The sequence below is a fragment of the Paractinoplanes abujensis genome, assembly GCF_014204895.1.
In the GTDB taxonomy this organism is placed as follows: domain Bacteria; phylum Actinomycetota; class Actinomycetes; order Mycobacteriales; family Micromonosporaceae; genus Actinoplanes; species Actinoplanes abujensis.
In genome coordinates, this window is sequence record NZ_JACHMF010000001.1 from 4234422 (window position 1) to 4248459 (window position 14038).

17 protein-coding genes are annotated in these 14038 nt (G+C 71.1%); 8 read left to right on the forward strand and 9 right to left on the reverse strand.

All coding sequences use genetic code 11. From position 1 onward, the window contains the following. Positions 1 to 48 precede the first annotated feature (48 nt). A complete protein-coding gene (locus tag BKA14_RS18910; protein ID WP_184952251.1) occupies positions 49 to 396 on the forward strand; it encodes a VOC family protein in 348 nt (115 codons plus the stop codon). Here BKA14_RS18910 and BKA14_RS18915 read toward each other — a convergent pair. Both BKA14_RS18915 and BKA14_RS18920 read right to left on the reverse strand, forming a co-directional pair. Continuing rightward, complete coding sequence (locus tag BKA14_RS18915; protein ID WP_184952252.1) at positions 388 to 1593, reverse strand: fatty acid desaturase family protein; 1206 nt, start codon at positions 1591 to 1593, stop codon at positions 388 to 390. The genes BKA14_RS18910 and BKA14_RS18915 overlap by 9 nt on opposite strands. A gap of 11 nt (positions 1594 to 1604) precedes the next feature. Next, a complete protein-coding gene (locus tag BKA14_RS18920) occupies positions 1605 to 2675 on the reverse strand; it encodes a ferredoxin reductase (protein ID WP_184952253.1) in 1071 nt (356 codons plus the stop codon). Positions 2676 to 2763: 88 nt separating this feature from the next. Between BKA14_RS18920 and BKA14_RS18925 the strand changes: the two genes are divergently transcribed. After that, on the forward strand, positions 2764 to 3942 hold the full coding sequence (locus BKA14_RS18925) for a PucR family transcriptional regulator (protein WP_184952254.1): 1179 nt from the start codon (positions 2764 to 2766) through the stop codon (positions 3940 to 3942). A 57-nt stretch (positions 3943 to 3999) separates the two neighbouring features. Here the strand turns inward: BKA14_RS18925 and BKA14_RS18930 are convergent, their stop codons facing one another. Then, the gene (locus tag BKA14_RS18930; RefSeq protein ID WP_239093040.1) at positions 4000 to 4635 is read right to left on the reverse strand and encodes a maleylpyruvate isomerase family mycothiol-dependent enzyme; all 636 of its coding nucleotides are present in this window, start codon (positions 4633 to 4635) and stop codon (positions 4000 to 4002) included. Positions 4636 to 4691: 56 nt separating this feature from the next. On the opposite strand from BKA14_RS18930, the gene BKA14_RS18935 reads away from it, so the two are divergent. Further along, the gene (locus BKA14_RS18935) at positions 4692 to 5372 is read left to right on the forward strand and encodes a winged helix-turn-helix transcriptional regulator (protein WP_184952256.1); all 681 of its coding nucleotides are present in this window, start codon (positions 4692 to 4694) and stop codon (positions 5370 to 5372) included. Between the two features lie 44 nt (positions 5373 to 5416). Here the strand turns inward: BKA14_RS18935 and BKA14_RS18940 are convergent, their stop codons facing one another. The 4 genes from BKA14_RS18940 to ligD are packed head-to-tail and all read right to left on the reverse strand — an operon-like array spanning position 5417 to position 8365. Further along, positions 5417 to 5650, reverse strand: coding sequence for a hypothetical protein (locus tag BKA14_RS18940; RefSeq protein ID WP_184952257.1), 234 nt, complete (start codon positions 5648 to 5650; stop codon positions 5417 to 5419). A 59-nt stretch (positions 5651 to 5709) separates the two neighbouring features. Next, the gene (locus BKA14_RS18945) at positions 5710 to 6351 is read right to left on the reverse strand and encodes a hypothetical protein (protein WP_184952258.1); all 642 of its coding nucleotides are present in this window, start codon (positions 6349 to 6351) and stop codon (positions 5710 to 5712) included. A gap of 47 nt (positions 6352 to 6398) precedes the next feature. Then, entirely contained in the window at positions 6399 to 7190 is a 792-nt protein-coding gene (locus BKA14_RS18950; protein ID WP_184952259.1) for an endonuclease/exonuclease/phosphatase family protein, read from the reverse strand. Positions 7191 to 7201: 11 nt separating this feature from the next. Continuing rightward, entirely contained in the window at positions 7202 to 8365 is a 1164-nt protein-coding gene (ligD, locus tag BKA14_RS18955) for a non-homologous end-joining DNA ligase (protein WP_184952260.1), read from the reverse strand. Between the two features lie 238 nt (positions 8366 to 8603). Between ligD and BKA14_RS18960 the strand changes: the two genes are divergently transcribed. Beyond that, positions 8604 to 8774 carry a hypothetical protein gene (locus BKA14_RS18960; protein ID WP_184952261.1) on the forward strand — a complete coding sequence of 57 codons (171 nt, stop codon included), beginning with the start codon at positions 8604 to 8606 and terminating at the stop codon, positions 8772 to 8774. A gap of 71 nt (positions 8775 to 8845) precedes the next feature. Then, the gene (locus BKA14_RS18965) at positions 8846 to 9799 is read left to right on the forward strand and encodes a hypothetical protein (RefSeq protein WP_184952262.1); all 954 of its coding nucleotides are present in this window, start codon (positions 8846 to 8848) and stop codon (positions 9797 to 9799) included. Positions 9800 to 9916: 117 nt separating this feature from the next. On the opposite strand, the gene BKA14_RS18970 is transcribed toward BKA14_RS18965, so the two are convergent. Beyond that, a complete protein-coding gene (locus tag BKA14_RS18970; RefSeq protein ID WP_184952263.1) occupies positions 9917 to 10120 on the reverse strand; it encodes a cold-shock protein in 204 nt (67 codons plus the stop codon). A gap of 267 nt (positions 10121 to 10387) precedes the next feature. Between BKA14_RS18970 and BKA14_RS18975 the strand changes: the two genes are divergently transcribed. From BKA14_RS18975 to BKA14_RS18985, 3 genes are read left to right on the forward strand one after another with little or no spacing between them, the layout of a single operon-like run. Further along, complete coding sequence (locus tag BKA14_RS18975; RefSeq protein WP_184952264.1) at positions 10388 to 11410, forward strand: SMP-30/gluconolactonase/LRE family protein; 1023 nt, start codon at positions 10388 to 10390, stop codon at positions 11408 to 11410. A gap of 33 nt (positions 11411 to 11443) precedes the next feature. Further along, positions 11444 to 12646, forward strand: coding sequence for an MFS transporter (locus BKA14_RS18980; protein WP_184952265.1), 1203 nt, complete (start codon positions 11444 to 11446; stop codon positions 12644 to 12646). Then, the gene (locus tag BKA14_RS18985) at positions 12643 to 13368 is read left to right on the forward strand and encodes a MerR family transcriptional regulator (RefSeq protein ID WP_184952266.1); all 726 of its coding nucleotides are present in this window, start codon (positions 12643 to 12645) and stop codon (positions 13366 to 13368) included. Before BKA14_RS18980 ends, BKA14_RS18985 begins: the two co-directional genes overlap by 4 nt. Positions 13369 to 13416: 48 nt before the next feature. Here BKA14_RS18985 and BKA14_RS18990 read toward each other — a convergent pair whose 3' ends face one another. Beyond that, positions 13417 to 14019: an RICIN domain-containing protein gene (locus BKA14_RS18990; RefSeq protein ID WP_184952267.1), complete on the reverse strand. Its 603-nt coding sequence runs from the start codon at positions 14017 to 14019 to the stop codon at positions 13417 to 13419. Between the last annotated feature and the right edge of the window lie 19 nt (positions 14020 to 14038).

The following is a 14038-nucleotide window of genomic DNA, read 5'->3' on the forward strand; positions in this document are numbered from 1 at the left end:
GACGGGCGTAGCGGGCCGACGGCTCCGCGGGGTTCTACGCTGTCCGGCATGACCGTCGACCTGTTTGCGGGGCTGTCTGTTCGTGACTTCGCCGCCGCGGCGGTTTGGTATGAGCGGCTTCTCGGTGGACCGCCCTCGTTTCTGCCCAATGACACCGAGGCGGTGTGGGAGCTCGCCGAGAACCGCTACGTCTACATCGAGGTGCGCCCGGAGCACGCCGGGCATGGTCTGGTCACCGTCTTTCTCAGCGACTTCGACGAACGCCTGGCCGAGGTCGCCGCCCGGGGGCTGGAGCCCGACGTCCGCGAGACCTACGGCAACGGCGTACGCAAGGCGGTCTTCCGTGACCCGGACGGCAACGAGATCGGTTTCGGCGGCGGACCTGCCTCAGACTGAGGGCGCGGCGGTCGTGACCGGGGTGGGCGTGGCCGGGGCCTGGGCGCGGCGCCAGCGGTTCGCCACGGCCGGGGCCTTCTTGGCGACCGGGCGGCGTACGGCGGCTTCGCCGCGGTTGGGCAGGGCGAGCCGGAAGACCTTGTACCAGGCCGAGGCGACCTGCTTGGGCAGCGGGCCGCTGACGTAGGAGAGCCCGTACCGCTGGAAAAGGTCTTGGATCTTGGGGGCGATCTCTTTGTAGCGGTTGCTCGGCATGTCCGGGAACAGGTGGTGTTCGATCTGGTGGGACAGGTTGCCGGTCATCAGGTGCATGGCCTTGCTGCCACTGATGTTGGCCGAGCCGAGCATCTGCCGCACGTACCATTCGCCGCGGGTCTCGCCCTCGATCGACGTCTTCTCGAACGTCTCGACGCCGTTGGGGAAGTGGCCGCACATGATGACCGAGTGGCTCCACACGTTGCGGATCAGGTTGGCCGTGAAGTTGGCCGCGATCGTGTGCAGGAACGACGGGCCGGACAGCGCGGGGTGCACGACGTAGTCCTTGAGCACCTGCTTGCCGATCTTGCGGCGCACCTTCTTGAGGGCGGCCCGGAACTGCGGGTCGCGGCGGCGTTCCTTGGTGGCCAGGTTCCGGCCCAGTTCGAGGTCGTAGGCGGCGATGCCGTACTCGAAGAAGCAGGCGTTGACGAAGTTGTAGAAGGGCTGGCCCAGGTGCGCCGGGTGCCACTTCTGGTCCTCGTCGACGCGCATGATGCCGTAGCCGAGGTCGTTGTCGCGGCCGACCACGTTGGTGTACGTGTGGTGCAGCTCGTTGTGCGAGTGCTTCCACTGCTCGGCCGGGGAGGCGTGGTCCCACTCCCACTTCGTGGAGTGGATTTTCGGGTCGCGCATCCAGTCCCACTGGCCGTGCATGATGTTGTGGCCGATCTCCATGTTCTCCAGGATCTTGGCCACCGACAGGCCCGCCGTGCCGACCAGCCAGGCCGGCGGGAAGATCGAGAACAGCAGCACTCCGCGACTGCCCAGCTCCAGCCCGCGCTGCCAGGCGATCACGCGCCGGATGTACGCGGCGTCCTTCTCACCCCGGCTGCCCATGACCTCGTCGCGGATGGCGTCGAGCTCGATGCCGATCTGCTCGATGTCCGCAGCCGTCAGGTGGGCGATCGGGTTGGCGTCTTTGCGCTGGATGGTCGTCATATGTGTGTGTCCTAAGCGTCGATGGTGCAGGGGCCGGCCGGGGCCGAGATACAGGTCTGTACGGGGATGTTGTCGCCCGGTTCGGCGACGGTGAGCTGCCCGTCGCGCAGATCGCGCACGGCGCCTTCGCGCAGCGGCAGCACGCAGCTGAAGCAGATGCCCATCCGGCAGCCCGAGGGCATCAGCACGCCGGCGTCCTCGCCCGAGTCGAGCAGCGGCTGCGAGCCGTCGGTCTCGACCACGGTGCCGGACTGGCTGAAGGTGACCGTGCCGCCGCCGCCACCGCTGATCAGGGCGGGGCGGAAACGCTCGGTGCGCAGCCGGGCCGGGTGACCGCCGTCGGCCCAGTGCGTCTCCAGGTCGTCCAGCAGCTCGTTGGGGCCGCAGGCCCAGGTCTGCCGGTCGAACAGGTCGGGCACGAGTTCTTCCAGGTCGGCCGGTTTGAGCCGGCCGTCGGCCCGGGTGTGCCGTTCGATCAGGCGGATCCGGCCCGCGGCGGCCAGCGCGCGCAGTTCGGAGCCGAACACCACTGCCTCGGCCGTACGGGCGGAATGCACCACGACGACGTCGGCCAGCTCGTGCAGCGCGCTGCGCAGCATGCCCATGACCGGGGTGATGCCGCTGCCCGCGGTGACGAACAGCGCCTTGGCCGGGCGGGGCTCGTCGAGCAGGAACTCGCCGGCGGGCGGGTCGAGGTGCACGATCGCGCCGCGGCGGGCCTGGCGCACGAGATGCGTGCTGACGGCGCCACCGGTCACCTCGTTGACGGTGATGGTGAAGCGCCCGTCGGGGCGGCCGGGTGCGCTGGTGATCGAGTAGGAGCGCCACAGCCGTACGCCGTCGACGTCCACGCCGACGCGGACGTACTGTCCGGGCCGGTGCGGCGTCCACCCCCGGCCGGGCCGCAGCACGAGGGTGACGCTGCGTTCGGTCTCCGGCCGGACCGCGTCGATCTTGGCCCGGAGCACGCGGGCGTTGCGCAGCGGAGCGATCACGTCGAGGTAGTCCGCGGGGACGACCGGGGTCGTGATCAGCTCGACGACGCGCCAGGCGCCGCTCCGGAGGTTGCGTATAACAGCCACGTAACAAGCTTCCTGCGTCGGCGGGGTAGATTCCTGACCAGGCGAAGTGAATCAACCCGTGTTTTTTGTTCGTGAGGGACAACTAAGCATGTCTGAACCTCTTCCGGACGTACGGACTTTCCGTCTGTCGCCAGCCGTGGTCACACCCCTGAGGGAACGGCTGCCGCACGTCGCGACCCAGACCATCGATGCGATCATGGCCGAGGTTCCGGCCTACCGTGAGGCGTTCGCCGGCGATCTGGGCGTCAAGATCGAGCGGGCGGTCCGGGCCGCGCTGGGCACGTTCCTCGGCCTGGTCTCGCGAGGTCACAGCCCCGATCCCCAGTCTCCCCTGGCTCCGGCCCTGGAGGCGGCATATGCGCTGGGCCGGGGCGAGGCGCGCAACGGCCGCAGCCTGGACGCCCTGCTCGCGGCGTACCGGGTGGGCGCGCGCAGCGCTTGGCACGAACTGGCCGAGATCAGTGTGCGCAGCGGGCAGCCCGCCGCGACCATCGCCCACTTCGCCGAGCTGGTCTTCGCCTACATCGACGAGTTGTCCGCGGCCAGCGTGGCCGGGCACGCCGACGAGCTCGCCTCCACCGGCCGGGCCCGCGTCCGCCACCTGGAGCACCTGGCCCGGGCCCTGCTCGCGGGCGAGCCGGAAGCCACGGTGATGGCCGCCGCTCAGCGCGCCGACTGGTCGCCCCCGCGCACGCTGACCGCCGTGCTGGTGCCCGAACACGCCAGCCGGGCCGCGATCGACCTGCTCGACCGGCGCACCCTGCAGCTCAGCGAGGCCGGCCCGGGCGCGCCCGACCGCTTGGTGCTGCTGGTGCCCGACGCCGCCGGCAGCTCCCGCGACGCGCTGCTGGGCCTGCTGCGCGGCCGGAACGTGGTGGTCGGCCCGGCCCGCCCCTGGCTGCAGGTCAAGGCCTCGTACGACCGGGCCGTACGGATCCTGGCCCTGACCCCGGCCCGCGGCGTGATCGACACCGAGGAGCACCTGGCCGAACTGGTGCTCACGGCCGACCCGCAGGCCCTGGCCGACCTGCGGGCGCACGTGCTGGCCCCGATCGGCGACACCTCGGACGCCTCGGCCGCCAAACTGGTCGACACGCTGCGCAGCTGGCTGCGGCATCAGGGCCGCCGCGAGGACGTGGCCGCCGAGCTGTTCATCCACCCGCAGACGGTCCGCTACCGCATGACCCAACTACGCGAGCTGTACGGCGACAAACTGCGCGACCCGGCCTGGACGACCTCGCTGATCATCGCCCTCACCATCCGGTGACCGGCCGCGCGGGAGTGGCCGTCGACGTAGGCGTCCACCGAATCGGCAACGGCCACGTCAGGAGGCGGCGCGAGCGCAGAGCTCCGGCGCTCCCGAGCCGGTGATCTCTCCGGGTGACAGCGGACGGCCGGAGACCGCGAGCAGGAGGGCCAGGGCGGTGCCGCGGACCTGGGGGCCGGCCCCGCTGTCCACCGGGGCGTCCGAGGCGATGAGCTGCAGGCCGTTGGCGCGTTCCTTACCGCCGCCCATCTTCACGGTGGTCCGGAGTTGCAGGTGCAGGGCTTGCGTGACCTGCGCGATCGGGTAGTCGCCGCGCAGGCCCACTGCTCGCCGGATGTCTTCGCCGTGGACGAAGGCCTCGACGAGACGGGTGCCGAGGGGCGCCGGCGGGGTGCTGGTCCGTTCCACGACGGAGCGGAGCTCGGCCAGTGTGTCCCGCGGATCGTCGCGCCGTTCGCGGGTGACGCCGGCGGCGTTCTGGCGGTCGAAGTCGAAGCGTGCGACGACCATGTCCCGCAGGAATGAGCGCCTCGTCGTCTTGGCGGTGTCGACCAGGTGGGCCACGACGTCGTGCACGTCCCACCCGGCGCAGGCGGTGGGCGCCCGCCACTGGTCGGCCGTGAGAGTTGCCAGGTCGCGAGCCAGAGCCGCGCGTTCCTGATGCACCGCGGTCCACACAGCAGCGTTCGTCACCATGGCGATACTAAAACAGTAGTTCGCACTACCGCACAAGTAGTTAGAGTGGTCCGATGGCGACGCGACGGACCTACGGGTCGTACAACGACGGCTGCGCCTCCGCGCATGCGCTGGACCTGATCGGCGAACGGTGGGCCCTGATGGTCGTGCGGGAGTTGCTGCTGGGGCCCAAGCGCTTCGTCGACCTGCACCACGACATCCCCGGCATCGGCCCCGGCGTGCTCTCCCGCAGGCTGCAAGATCTGGAGGAGTCCGGCGTCGTCGTCCGGCGCACCCTGCCGCGCCCCGCGGACGTCGCCGTCTACGACCTCACCGACTGGGGACGCGGCCTGGAAGACGTCAACGCGGCGCTGTCGCGGTGGGCGGTGCGGTCCCCGCGTCTGCCGCTGCACGCGGACATGAGCCCCGACACGCTCGTCCTGGCGATGCGCGCCCATGCGCGCCCGGCTCCGGCAGGCGAACCGCCGCGCCGCATCGCGTTGAGATTGACCGACTCCCGTGACACCGGCCGCGAGCCGGTCGGATACCTCGCGACAGTGAGCCCGGCGGGCACCTCGATCACCAAAGACCCGGCTCCGGGCGAGGTCGACGCGCTCGCTGAGGCCTCCACCCGTGACTGGAAAGCGCTCGTGATCGGCAATGCCCGCATCGATGACGAGGCCGTCGTCGTCACCGGCGACGCCGCGGCCGTCCGCGCGCTGCTCCACGCCACCGCGTTGCCGAACGGCGACTGAACGCCTCGGCCCGGCGCTGTGCGGCGGCCGGGCCGAGGCGGCTCTTACTCCGCCGGCTCGGTGACCTCGGGCTCCTCGACGGGGGAGGAAACGAGCAGTTCGACTTCCCAGCCCGCCGTCGGCTCCTCGCCCTCCTCGGCCTCCAGATAGCTGCGCACCCGCACGCCCAGGCCGAGCTGGTGGGCCGCCTTCAGGTGCTCGGTGACGTCGTCGATGCTGGTCAGGTAGTGCGTGGCGATGAGCTCGGGCTGCACGGGGGTCTCGTCAAGATCAGTCACCGGACCAGGGTAAGCGGAGTGGCGACCGGCGGCAGCGTCCGCCCTGTGCGATGCCGGGCTCAGCCGACCGTGTCGAGCAGCCGGTTGTAGCGCAGCCGGGCCGCCCGTTCGGTGCTGGCCGCCGCGGCGACCAGGCCGAGCGCGATGTTCTGCCAGGCCGACAGGTCGACCGGCGAGACGAACGGGCCGAACCGCTCGGCGATCGGCGGCACCTTGGTGATCGCCTCGAGCACCTGCGGAACCGCCAGGGCCAGCGGGATGAGCAGCAGCAACACCGAGAGCACCCCGATCGTCCGGCTCAGGCCGGGATGGTCGCGGTCGAGCCGGGCGCGGCGGCCCTCGCTGGACGCGGGGTCGGGGGTGAGCTGCCGCTCGGCGCCGTCGTCGCTGACGTAATGGCAGCGTTTGAGGCCGAACGGGCTCGACGCGACCTCGATCACCCCACCCGGCACCTCGAAGACCGCGGGCAGCGTGGACACGGCGACCTGCACCCCGTTCAGGTAGAGCTGCGCCTTGCCCTTGCCGTCCTCGGTCGTGAACTGCTGCCACTGCCGCACGTCGACGGCGTAGACCGACCCGCCCTGCGGCAGGAAGAACAGCGATCGCGAAAACGTCTGCCACCAGCGAAAACGCTTCAAGGGCCGGCCGTTGCCGGGCTTGACCCGCGCGATGGCCCGCCGCCGCCGGTAGTCGTCGAACATCAGGCCAGTAGAAACGATGTCCTGGGAACCGGGTCAAGGGCAACGGCTCAGATGTCGAGGACGAGCGGGCGGTGGTCGGAGACCTCGGGGGCCGCCGGGATCTCGAACTGCTTGACGGCGGCGGGGTCGGAGATCAAGAGATAACTCGCATGCCGTACGGGTTTGGGGTAGCTCGACGTGCGGGTGTCGGCCGTGCCTACGAGGTCGGTCAGGCCTGCCTCGGCCAGGATCGTGAACGTCTCGCTGCCGGGCAGCAGGTTCAGGTCGCCGCAGAGGACGGTGAGGTCGCCGGGGCGGCTGATCCGGCGGGCCAGGCCGGCCAGCTTGTGGGCCTGCTCCCGCCGTACGGGGGAATCGCCTTTGCCCTGGGCATCGCGCAGACCGTGGGCCTGGACGATGCAGACCGCGCGGCCGGTGTCACGGTCGACGGTGCGCACGGCCAGCGCGTTGCGGGGGCGATGAGTCGAGGCCCACTCGTCGTGGTCGAGAAATTCCCCGTGCACGTACGCGGAGTCGACGCCGACGACCGGCAAGTGCTCGGCCACCAGGGTCGCCACGCCGAAATCCTGGCGCTGCCGCTCGCCGCCCACCGTGACCGGGCCGGAGTCACTGGCCAGGAAGAACGCCTGGGCACGGGGCAGCGCGGAGCGGACGTCGTCGAACAGGTCGGCCCGCTGCGGCAGGTCCCGCTCGGCGTCGGCGAAATGCGTCCAGCCGGTGTGCCCGGGCGTGCGGGTCACCTCCTGCAGGCACAACACGTCGGCCCCCACTTCGGGCAGCCACGCGATCAGGTCGTCGAACTTGGCCCCGCCCCACGCGTTCACACTCACGATCCGCACGGCGAGCCACCTTACGCGGCCCCGGTCGTGGAGCCCTCCCGAATATCGACCAGGTCGCCCAGGTGCACGCCGGCCTCCGCGAGGAGGCGCTCGACGGTGGCGATGACCAGGCCGTCGATGATGTTGTCGCCGTGGATGAGGCGGAAGAAGTCCTGCCGGCCCCGCCGTACGGCCTCGACCCGCCAGCGGCCGTCGGGGGTCTGCATGGCCCCGATGACCGTGCCCTGGCTGGGCGGTGGCACCGGTTCCGGGGCGCGGCGGATCGACCCCGGGGAACGGTCGGTGCGCAGGCCCCGCCACGAGGGGTGGCGCAGCCGGTGGTCGGGGGTCCAGTTGCGGAACGCGACCTCGCCGATCAGCGCGGGCTCGACCCAGTGGGCGTGGCGGGCGTGCTCGCGGGGCACACCCTCGACCGGCGGGGTCGTCCGGGCCAGCGCGGCCAGCTCGGTCTGCAGGTGACGCAGGGCGCTGTCGGTGAAGCCGGTGCCGACGTGCCCGGCGAAGACCAGCCGGTCGCGTTCGTCGTGCACGGCCAGCAGCAGCGAGCCGATCGTGCCGGAGCGCCGCCCGGACCCGGGCTTCCACCCGATGACCAGCACTTCCTGCGTCTTGATGAGCGGGATCTTGGTCCAGTCGGCGGAGCGTTTGCCGGTCCGGTACGGCGAGTCGAGCCGCTTGGCCACCACGCCTTCGAGCCCGGCCAGCTCGGCCGCGCGCAGCACCGTGGGCCCGTCGGCGTGGGCGAACCGGGCCGGGACGCGGGTGTGCTCGCCGACCAGCCCGAGGCCCGACAGCAGCTCGCGCCGGGTCGCGTACGGCTGCGGGGTGAGGTCAGCACCGTCCAGGGCGAGCAGGTCGAAGACGTAGTAGAGCACCGGCACCGCCGTGACCAGGGCCGCGCTGGGCGCCGCCACGTGCATGCGCTGCTGCAGCAGGGCGAAGGACGGCCGGTCGCCCTCGAGCGCGACGATCTCACCGTCGAGCACGGCGTCGCGCCCAGCGAGCAGCCCGGGCAGTTCCTCCAGCTCGGGGTAGCTGCCGGTGATGTCGTTGAGGTTGCGCGACCGCGCCTCGACCCGGCCCCCGCACACCGTGGTGACCGCGCGGACCCCGTCGAACTTGAACTCGAACGCCCACCCGGGACCGGCCGGCATGGGGCCGGCGGCCGCAAGCATCGGCGCGGAGTTCACCCCTCCAGTGATCACGACGCATGGGCATCCGGCAACCGGTACGCGGAAAGATCACCTAACTACATCGGTGTAGTTTTGGCTGCTCACCAGCTTCCGCGGCGGGCCACGACCACCAGTTGGCGTCGCCGAGCGCGGCCACGAGCGCCGGGGCGAGCACACCGCGCACCAGGGTCGCGTCGATGACGATACCCAGCGCCGGCCCGGTGGCCAGATCTTCACCTCGGTGGTGGCCACTTGGGCCGGCGAGACGAAGGTCAGGAACAGGATCGGCCGGCAGAGACTTCAGGAATGCGCGGCGACGGTCGACGAGGTGCTGCAGTCGCTCGGACTGACCCCGGATCAGGCCGAGCAGCTGAACACGCTGCTGCGGATCGTCGCGACGGCCGCCCGCTGAGGCCCCGTACGGGCGGCCCGCTTGAACGGCGGCCCTACCCTGAGACGGCCTAATCAGGGAAACGGGGATCCATGCGTGTTCTTCTCGCCGGCGGCATCGCCGGTGTCGCCGCCATCGCGCTGGCCGGTGGTTGCGCCGCCCAGCAGTTCCAGGCTCTGGAGCCGAAGCTGGAGTTGCGCAACGCCGCTCAGCAACTGGCCGACGCTCAGCAGGCCGGGTTCACCCTCACGGTGACCGGCAACCCGAAAGACCTGGTCGCCGCGGCCGGCCCGGGCGCCGACGCCGAGTCGGTCGGCAAGTTGTTCGCCTCGTCGGTCACGCTCGCCTACGACAAGGGCGGGCCGGGCGCCGACGACGACAAGTCGAGCCTCGCCGCCACCGTCGACGGCGTCACCGGCACCGAGGTCCGGTTCGTCGACGGGCTGGTCTACGCCAAGGCGCCGGTGAGTGAGCTGGCGGCGAAGTTCGGTGCCACGCCGGCCGAGGTCAAGGAGCTCAGCGGGGGCACGTCGGAGTTCGACGCGTTCTTCGCGGGCAAGTGGGTCTCGATCGACACCAAGTCGCTCGGCGCCGGCGCGGCCACGCCGACCACCGGCCCCGACCAGCAGAAAGCGCTGGCCGAGTTCACCACCAGCGCGACCAACCTGCTGGAGGGGGCCGACATCGAACGGGACAGCGCCGACGACAAGCACCTGATCGTCACGTCGTCCACCGCCGAGGCGTACGCGGAGGCCAAGCGGTTCGCCACGGCCGTCGAGCCGTCGCTGGCCGCGCAGTTCAAGAAGGCGCCGGCCGACAAGCCGATCGTGCTCGACCTGTGGATCGACAAGGGCAAGCTGACCGCGGCCGAGCTGAACGTGCTGCAGTTCGCCGAGGGCGCGACGGGCCGGGTGGCCGCCCGCGTCGAGGTCGGCACGCCGCAGGCGATCGAGGCCCCGACCGGCGCGACCGAGCTCGACCTGTCCACGATGCCGTACTTCGGCGGCGGCGCGAGCCTGTCCGAGCTGGAAAAGCTGGGCGAGTAGAGCGGAGACAGGAGACGGCCGGTCACCCCGGGAGATCACGCCGATGAGCGGATCTGCGACCACGGGCGACCGGCCGTCACCACACCCGGCGGCCGTAGCGACCGCCGGGGTGCTGCGTCAGAGCGGGCGGATGTTGGCGGCCTGGAGGCCCTTGGCGCCCTGCTCGACATCGAACTCGACCCGCTGGTTCTCGTCGAGGCTGCGGTAGCCCGACGACGCGATGGCCGAGAAGTGGGCGAACACGTCGGCGCCACCGTCGTCCTGAGTGATGAAGCCGAAGCCTTTTTCGCCGTTGAACCACTTCACGGTGCCAGTTGCCATCGAACGGAATCCTCTCGACTCAGGAGGGCTCGCACCGTGCGGGCCCTCCACGTCGCGGTAGTGATCACCCCGGGCAGACCCGTGAACCGACGAAACAAAAAAGACGCCTGACCCGGGCTCAAAAACCCGTCAGGCGTCAAGAGAAACGTCCAAAAGGAAATCAAAACTGCAACTGCGCCAACGTACCACGGCAAGCCGGGCGAAAACACTGCCGCGTCAGTCGGGCGGCCCTCGACCGTACGGGGGTGACCGGGTGAGGATGCGAGGATGCCGATTCCCCGCCCGCCCGCGCCGTGGCTCATTCGGCCGGTCAAGCTGCCCGCGACCACTCCGCCGCCGCTGGAGGGGGTGTGGGCGCCCGACGACACCCGGCTCGACGACGTGGAGTTGCTGCCGCTGCCGGACGGGCACGGGCCGGAGGACGTCGTCGTGGGGCCGGACGGCGGTGTCTACGCGGGGGCCGACGACGGGCGGATCTGGCGCTGGCCGGCCGACGCGCACGCGGGTGACCGGCCCGCGCTGGTGGCCGGCACCGGTGGGCGGCCGCTGGGTCTGGAGGTGGATCCGCGCGACGGCAGCCTGATCGTGTGCGACGCCTACCGCGGGCTGCTGCGGCTGACCGCCGACGGCACGATCACCGACCTCGCGCACCGGGTCGGCGGCCGGCGGATCCTGCTGTGCAACAACGCCGCCGTGGCGCGTGACGGCACCGTGTACTTCACCGACAGCTCGAACCGCTTCCCGGTCTCGCACTGGCGGCGCGACCTGCTGGAGCATCGGCCCAACGGGCGGGTGCTGGCCTACGCCCCGGCGTCGGGCCGCGTCGACGTGGTGGCCGAGGGCTTCTACTTCCCCAACGGCATCGCGCTGACCCCGCAGGAGGACGCGCTGATGCTGTGCGAGACGGTGGCCCACCGGCTGGTGCGGATCAGCCTGGCCGACGGCGCCGTACGGGTCCTGGACGACCTGCCGGCCTATCCGGACAACATGTCGGCGGCGGGCGACGGCACGTACTGGATCGCCTTGGCCAGCCCCCGGGTCGCGCTGGCCGAGCGGCTGCTGCCCCACCCGATGCTGCGCCGGATCGCCGCCGTGCTGCCCACCCGCCTGCAGCCGCAGCCGTTGCCGTACACGATCGCGGCGCAGGTCGACGGCGAGGGCAAGCTGCTGCGCGCGTTGCACGGGCCGGCCGGGCGGTACGTGATGGCCACCGGGGTGCGTCAGCACGGCGGCACCCTGTGGCTGGGCAGCCTGACCGAGCACGCGATCGCCCGCGTCGCGCTGGGTTGACCCCGACGCGACGTCGTAGTTTTCCCTGGGGGCATGAACCGCGTGTCGTCGGCCTACCTGGCCTCCTACGTCCTGTCCATGCTGGGCAACTCGATCGCCGGGGTGGTGCTGCCGCTGCTCGTGCTGCAGACCACCGGCAGTGTGCTGGCCACCGGGGCCGTGGCCGTCGCGTCGGCGCTGCCCGCGGCGGGGGCCGGGCTGGTCATGGGCGTGGTCATCGATCGGATCAACCGCCGTACGGCCTCCGTCCTGACCGATGTGATCTCCGCGCTCGCGGTGGCCGCGCTGCCCCTGGTCGACGCGGCCGTGGAGCTGGCCCTGGGCTGGTTCGTGCTGTTCGCGGTGATCGGCTCGTTCGGTGACGTGCCGGGGCTGACCGCCCGCGAGGCGATGATCCCGGGCGTCACCCGGGCCGGGCGGCTGAGCGCGGAACGGCTGCTGGGGCTGCGCGAGGCCCTGGGCGCCGTGGTCATGCTGGTCGGGCCGGCGGCCGGGGCGGCCCTGCTCGCGCTCTTCGACGGTGTCACCGTGCCGTGGGTCACCGCCGCCACGTCGGCCGCGGCCGCCGCGGTCACCCTGCTCATCCCCCGCTCGGCGGGCGCGGTCGTGGCGTCGAAGGAGCGGGTGGTGCTGCGCGACGGCTGGCACACCCTGGTCCGCTCGCCGTTCCTGCTGATCACCACGATGCTCAGCGTGGGCCTGGTGGTGGTGCTGGCCGGGTTCCAGGCACTGGTCCTGCCGGTCTACTTCACCCTGCAGGAACGGCCCGAGATGCTGGGCCTGGTGCTCAGCGCGCTCGCCGTGGGGCTGCTGGCCGGCGGCGGCATCTACGCGGCGGCGGGCGGCCGGGGCCGGCGGCGCACCTGGTTCCGGACCGGCATGCTGATCACGATCGCCGGCTTCGGGGCGATGGCGACGCTGGCCGGACCGTGGTTCGTGCTCGGCGCGGCGGCCCTGGTCGGGCTGGGCAACGGCCTGTTCGGCAGCCTGATGGGCGTGCTCATGGTCGAGCGGATCCCGGACGCGCTGCGCGGGCGGGTGATGGGCCTGCAGAACTCGATCCTGACCCTGGCCCCGGCGCTCGGCATGGGCAGCGCCGCCCTGCTCGTCGACGGGTCCGGAGCCCGTACGGGGGCCATGGTGCTCGCGTCCGTCTGGCTCGTCACCGGCGTGGTCGCGCTCGGCGCGCGAGCGCTGCGCGACCTGGAGCCCCAGCTCGTAGGCTCACCTCGATGAACAGCGCCGAGATCGCCCGTACGGCCGGGGTCAGCGCGCGCACGCTGCGCCATTATCACCAGATCGGGGTGCTGCCCGAGCCGCCACGGCGGTCCAACGGCTACCGCGAATACACGGTCGGCGACCTGGTGCTGCTGCTGCGGATCCGGCGGCTGGCCGAGCTGGGCATCCCGCTCGAGGAGATACCGCCGCTGCTGGCGAGCGACGACCGGGCCGAGGCCGTGCTCGACGACCTCGACCGCGAGCTGGCCGCCCAGATCGAGCGTCTGACCGCGCGGCGCCAGGTGATCGCCCGGCTGCGCGCGGCCGGCGCCAGCCCCGACACCCCGCCGGAGCTGGCCGGGCTGCTCACGAACGTCGCCGACGCGCCCGGCCTGTCGGCCGAGATGCTGCGGCACGACCGCGAAATGATGCTGCTGCTGCACCACCGGCTGGACGACGCCGGCCGCACCGCGCTGACCGGCCTGCTCGGCCAAGTCGCCGAGCCCGGCCTGCTGGCGGCCACGACCGCGCTGACCGCCCGTTTCGCCGCGCTGGGGCCGGACACGCCTGACGACCAGATCGACCGGCTGGTCGCGGACTTCCAGAACGTGCTGGGCCACCTCAGTTTCGACGGCCTGCACGCGGTCGATTCGGGAACCGAGACGCTGCTCACGGCGTACGGGGAAACGGTTTTCAACGAGGCCCAGCGGGCGGTCCTGGATCGCCTGACGGTTCAGTGAGGCGACCCAGGACCATCACGGAGTCCTCAGCGGCCCCGCGCCACCTGGTCAGTCGTACTTGATGATCCACATCTGAGCTTCGTCGTTGTAATCGCAGAGGCTCTGGTCGTAGGCGTAAAGCTGAACGTTGTCGGCTGTTTGCCGGTCGAACATGCGCAGGCACTGTTTGGTGGTCGGATTGGTGATCATTCTGACGTTGGAGTACTTGCCCGGAAGGATCCGCCAGCTCTGCAGGACATTGCTGGTGCTTCTGGGGTAGACGATGACGGGCTTGTTGATCCAGCCGTCGTAGTCACTGCTGGTGCTGATCGTCATGGCGTACCAGTTCGGTGTCGCAGCGTTGACGAGGTTGACATAGCCGCGGGTGTCGTCCAACATGCACCATCTCGACCAGGTCGACGGGTAGAAGTCGGGATCGTAATACTGCCGGACACCGACACCGCTCTTGGTCGGCGATTGCGTGTTGGGCAGTAGGTACTTGTTGCTGTTTCCGTTCTGCAGGCGGAACCATTTGTTGTTGCCCTCACACGTCCGCGGCGCGTCCGCGGCGGCCTGGGCTTGCACGGCAGCCCCGGGCAGCAAGGCAACAACGCAGGCGATGGTCGTGAGGGCGGCAGACAGGATCCTTCGTCGGAACAACCTGTACTCCATCTCGCGAGGCGATCTTGCG

Excerpts from the sequence above, each read along its gene's own strand:
- BKA14_RS18935 (WP_184952256.1), top strand. The coding sequence starts at position 4,692 with ATGGCGACGCGACGGACCTACGGGTCGTACAACGACGGCTGCGCCTCC.
- BKA14_RS18970 (WP_184952263.1), bottom strand. The coding sequence starts at position 10,120 with ATGGCAACTGGCACCGTGAAGTGGTTCAACGGCGAAAAAGGCTTCGGC.
- ligD (WP_184952260.1), bottom strand. The coding sequence starts at position 8,365 with ATGCTTGCGGCCGCCGGCCCCATGCCGGCCGGTCCCGGGTGGGCGTTC.
- BKA14_RS18990 (WP_184952267.1), bottom strand. The coding sequence starts at position 14,019 with ATGGAGTACAGGTTGTTCCGACGAAGGATCCTGTCTGCCGCCCTCACG.
- BKA14_RS18985 (WP_184952266.1), top strand. The coding sequence starts at position 12,643 with ATGAACAGCGCCGAGATCGCCCGTACGGCCGGGGTCAGCGCGCGCACG.
- BKA14_RS18980 (WP_184952265.1), top strand. The coding sequence starts at position 11,444 with ATGAACCGCGTGTCGTCGGCCTACCTGGCCTCCTACGTCCTGTCCATG.
- BKA14_RS18925 (WP_184952254.1), top strand. The coding sequence starts at position 2,764 with ATGTCTGAACCTCTTCCGGACGTACGGACTTTCCGTCTGTCGCCAGCC.
- BKA14_RS18965 (WP_184952262.1), top strand. The coding sequence starts at position 8,846 with ATGCGTGTTCTTCTCGCCGGCGGCATCGCCGGTGTCGCCGCCATCGCG.
- BKA14_RS18975 (WP_184952264.1), top strand. The coding sequence starts at position 10,388 with ATGCCGATTCCCCGCCCGCCCGCGCCGTGGCTCATTCGGCCGGTCAAG.
- BKA14_RS18910 (WP_184952251.1), top strand. The coding sequence starts at position 49 with ATGACCGTCGACCTGTTTGCGGGGCTGTCTGTTCGTGACTTCGCCGCC.
- BKA14_RS18915 (WP_184952252.1), bottom strand. The coding sequence starts at position 1,593 with ATGACGACCATCCAGCGCAAAGACGCCAACCCGATCGCCCACCTGACG.
- BKA14_RS18945 (WP_184952258.1), bottom strand. The coding sequence starts at position 6,351 with ATGTTCGACGACTACCGGCGGCGGCGGGCCATCGCGCGGGTCAAGCCC.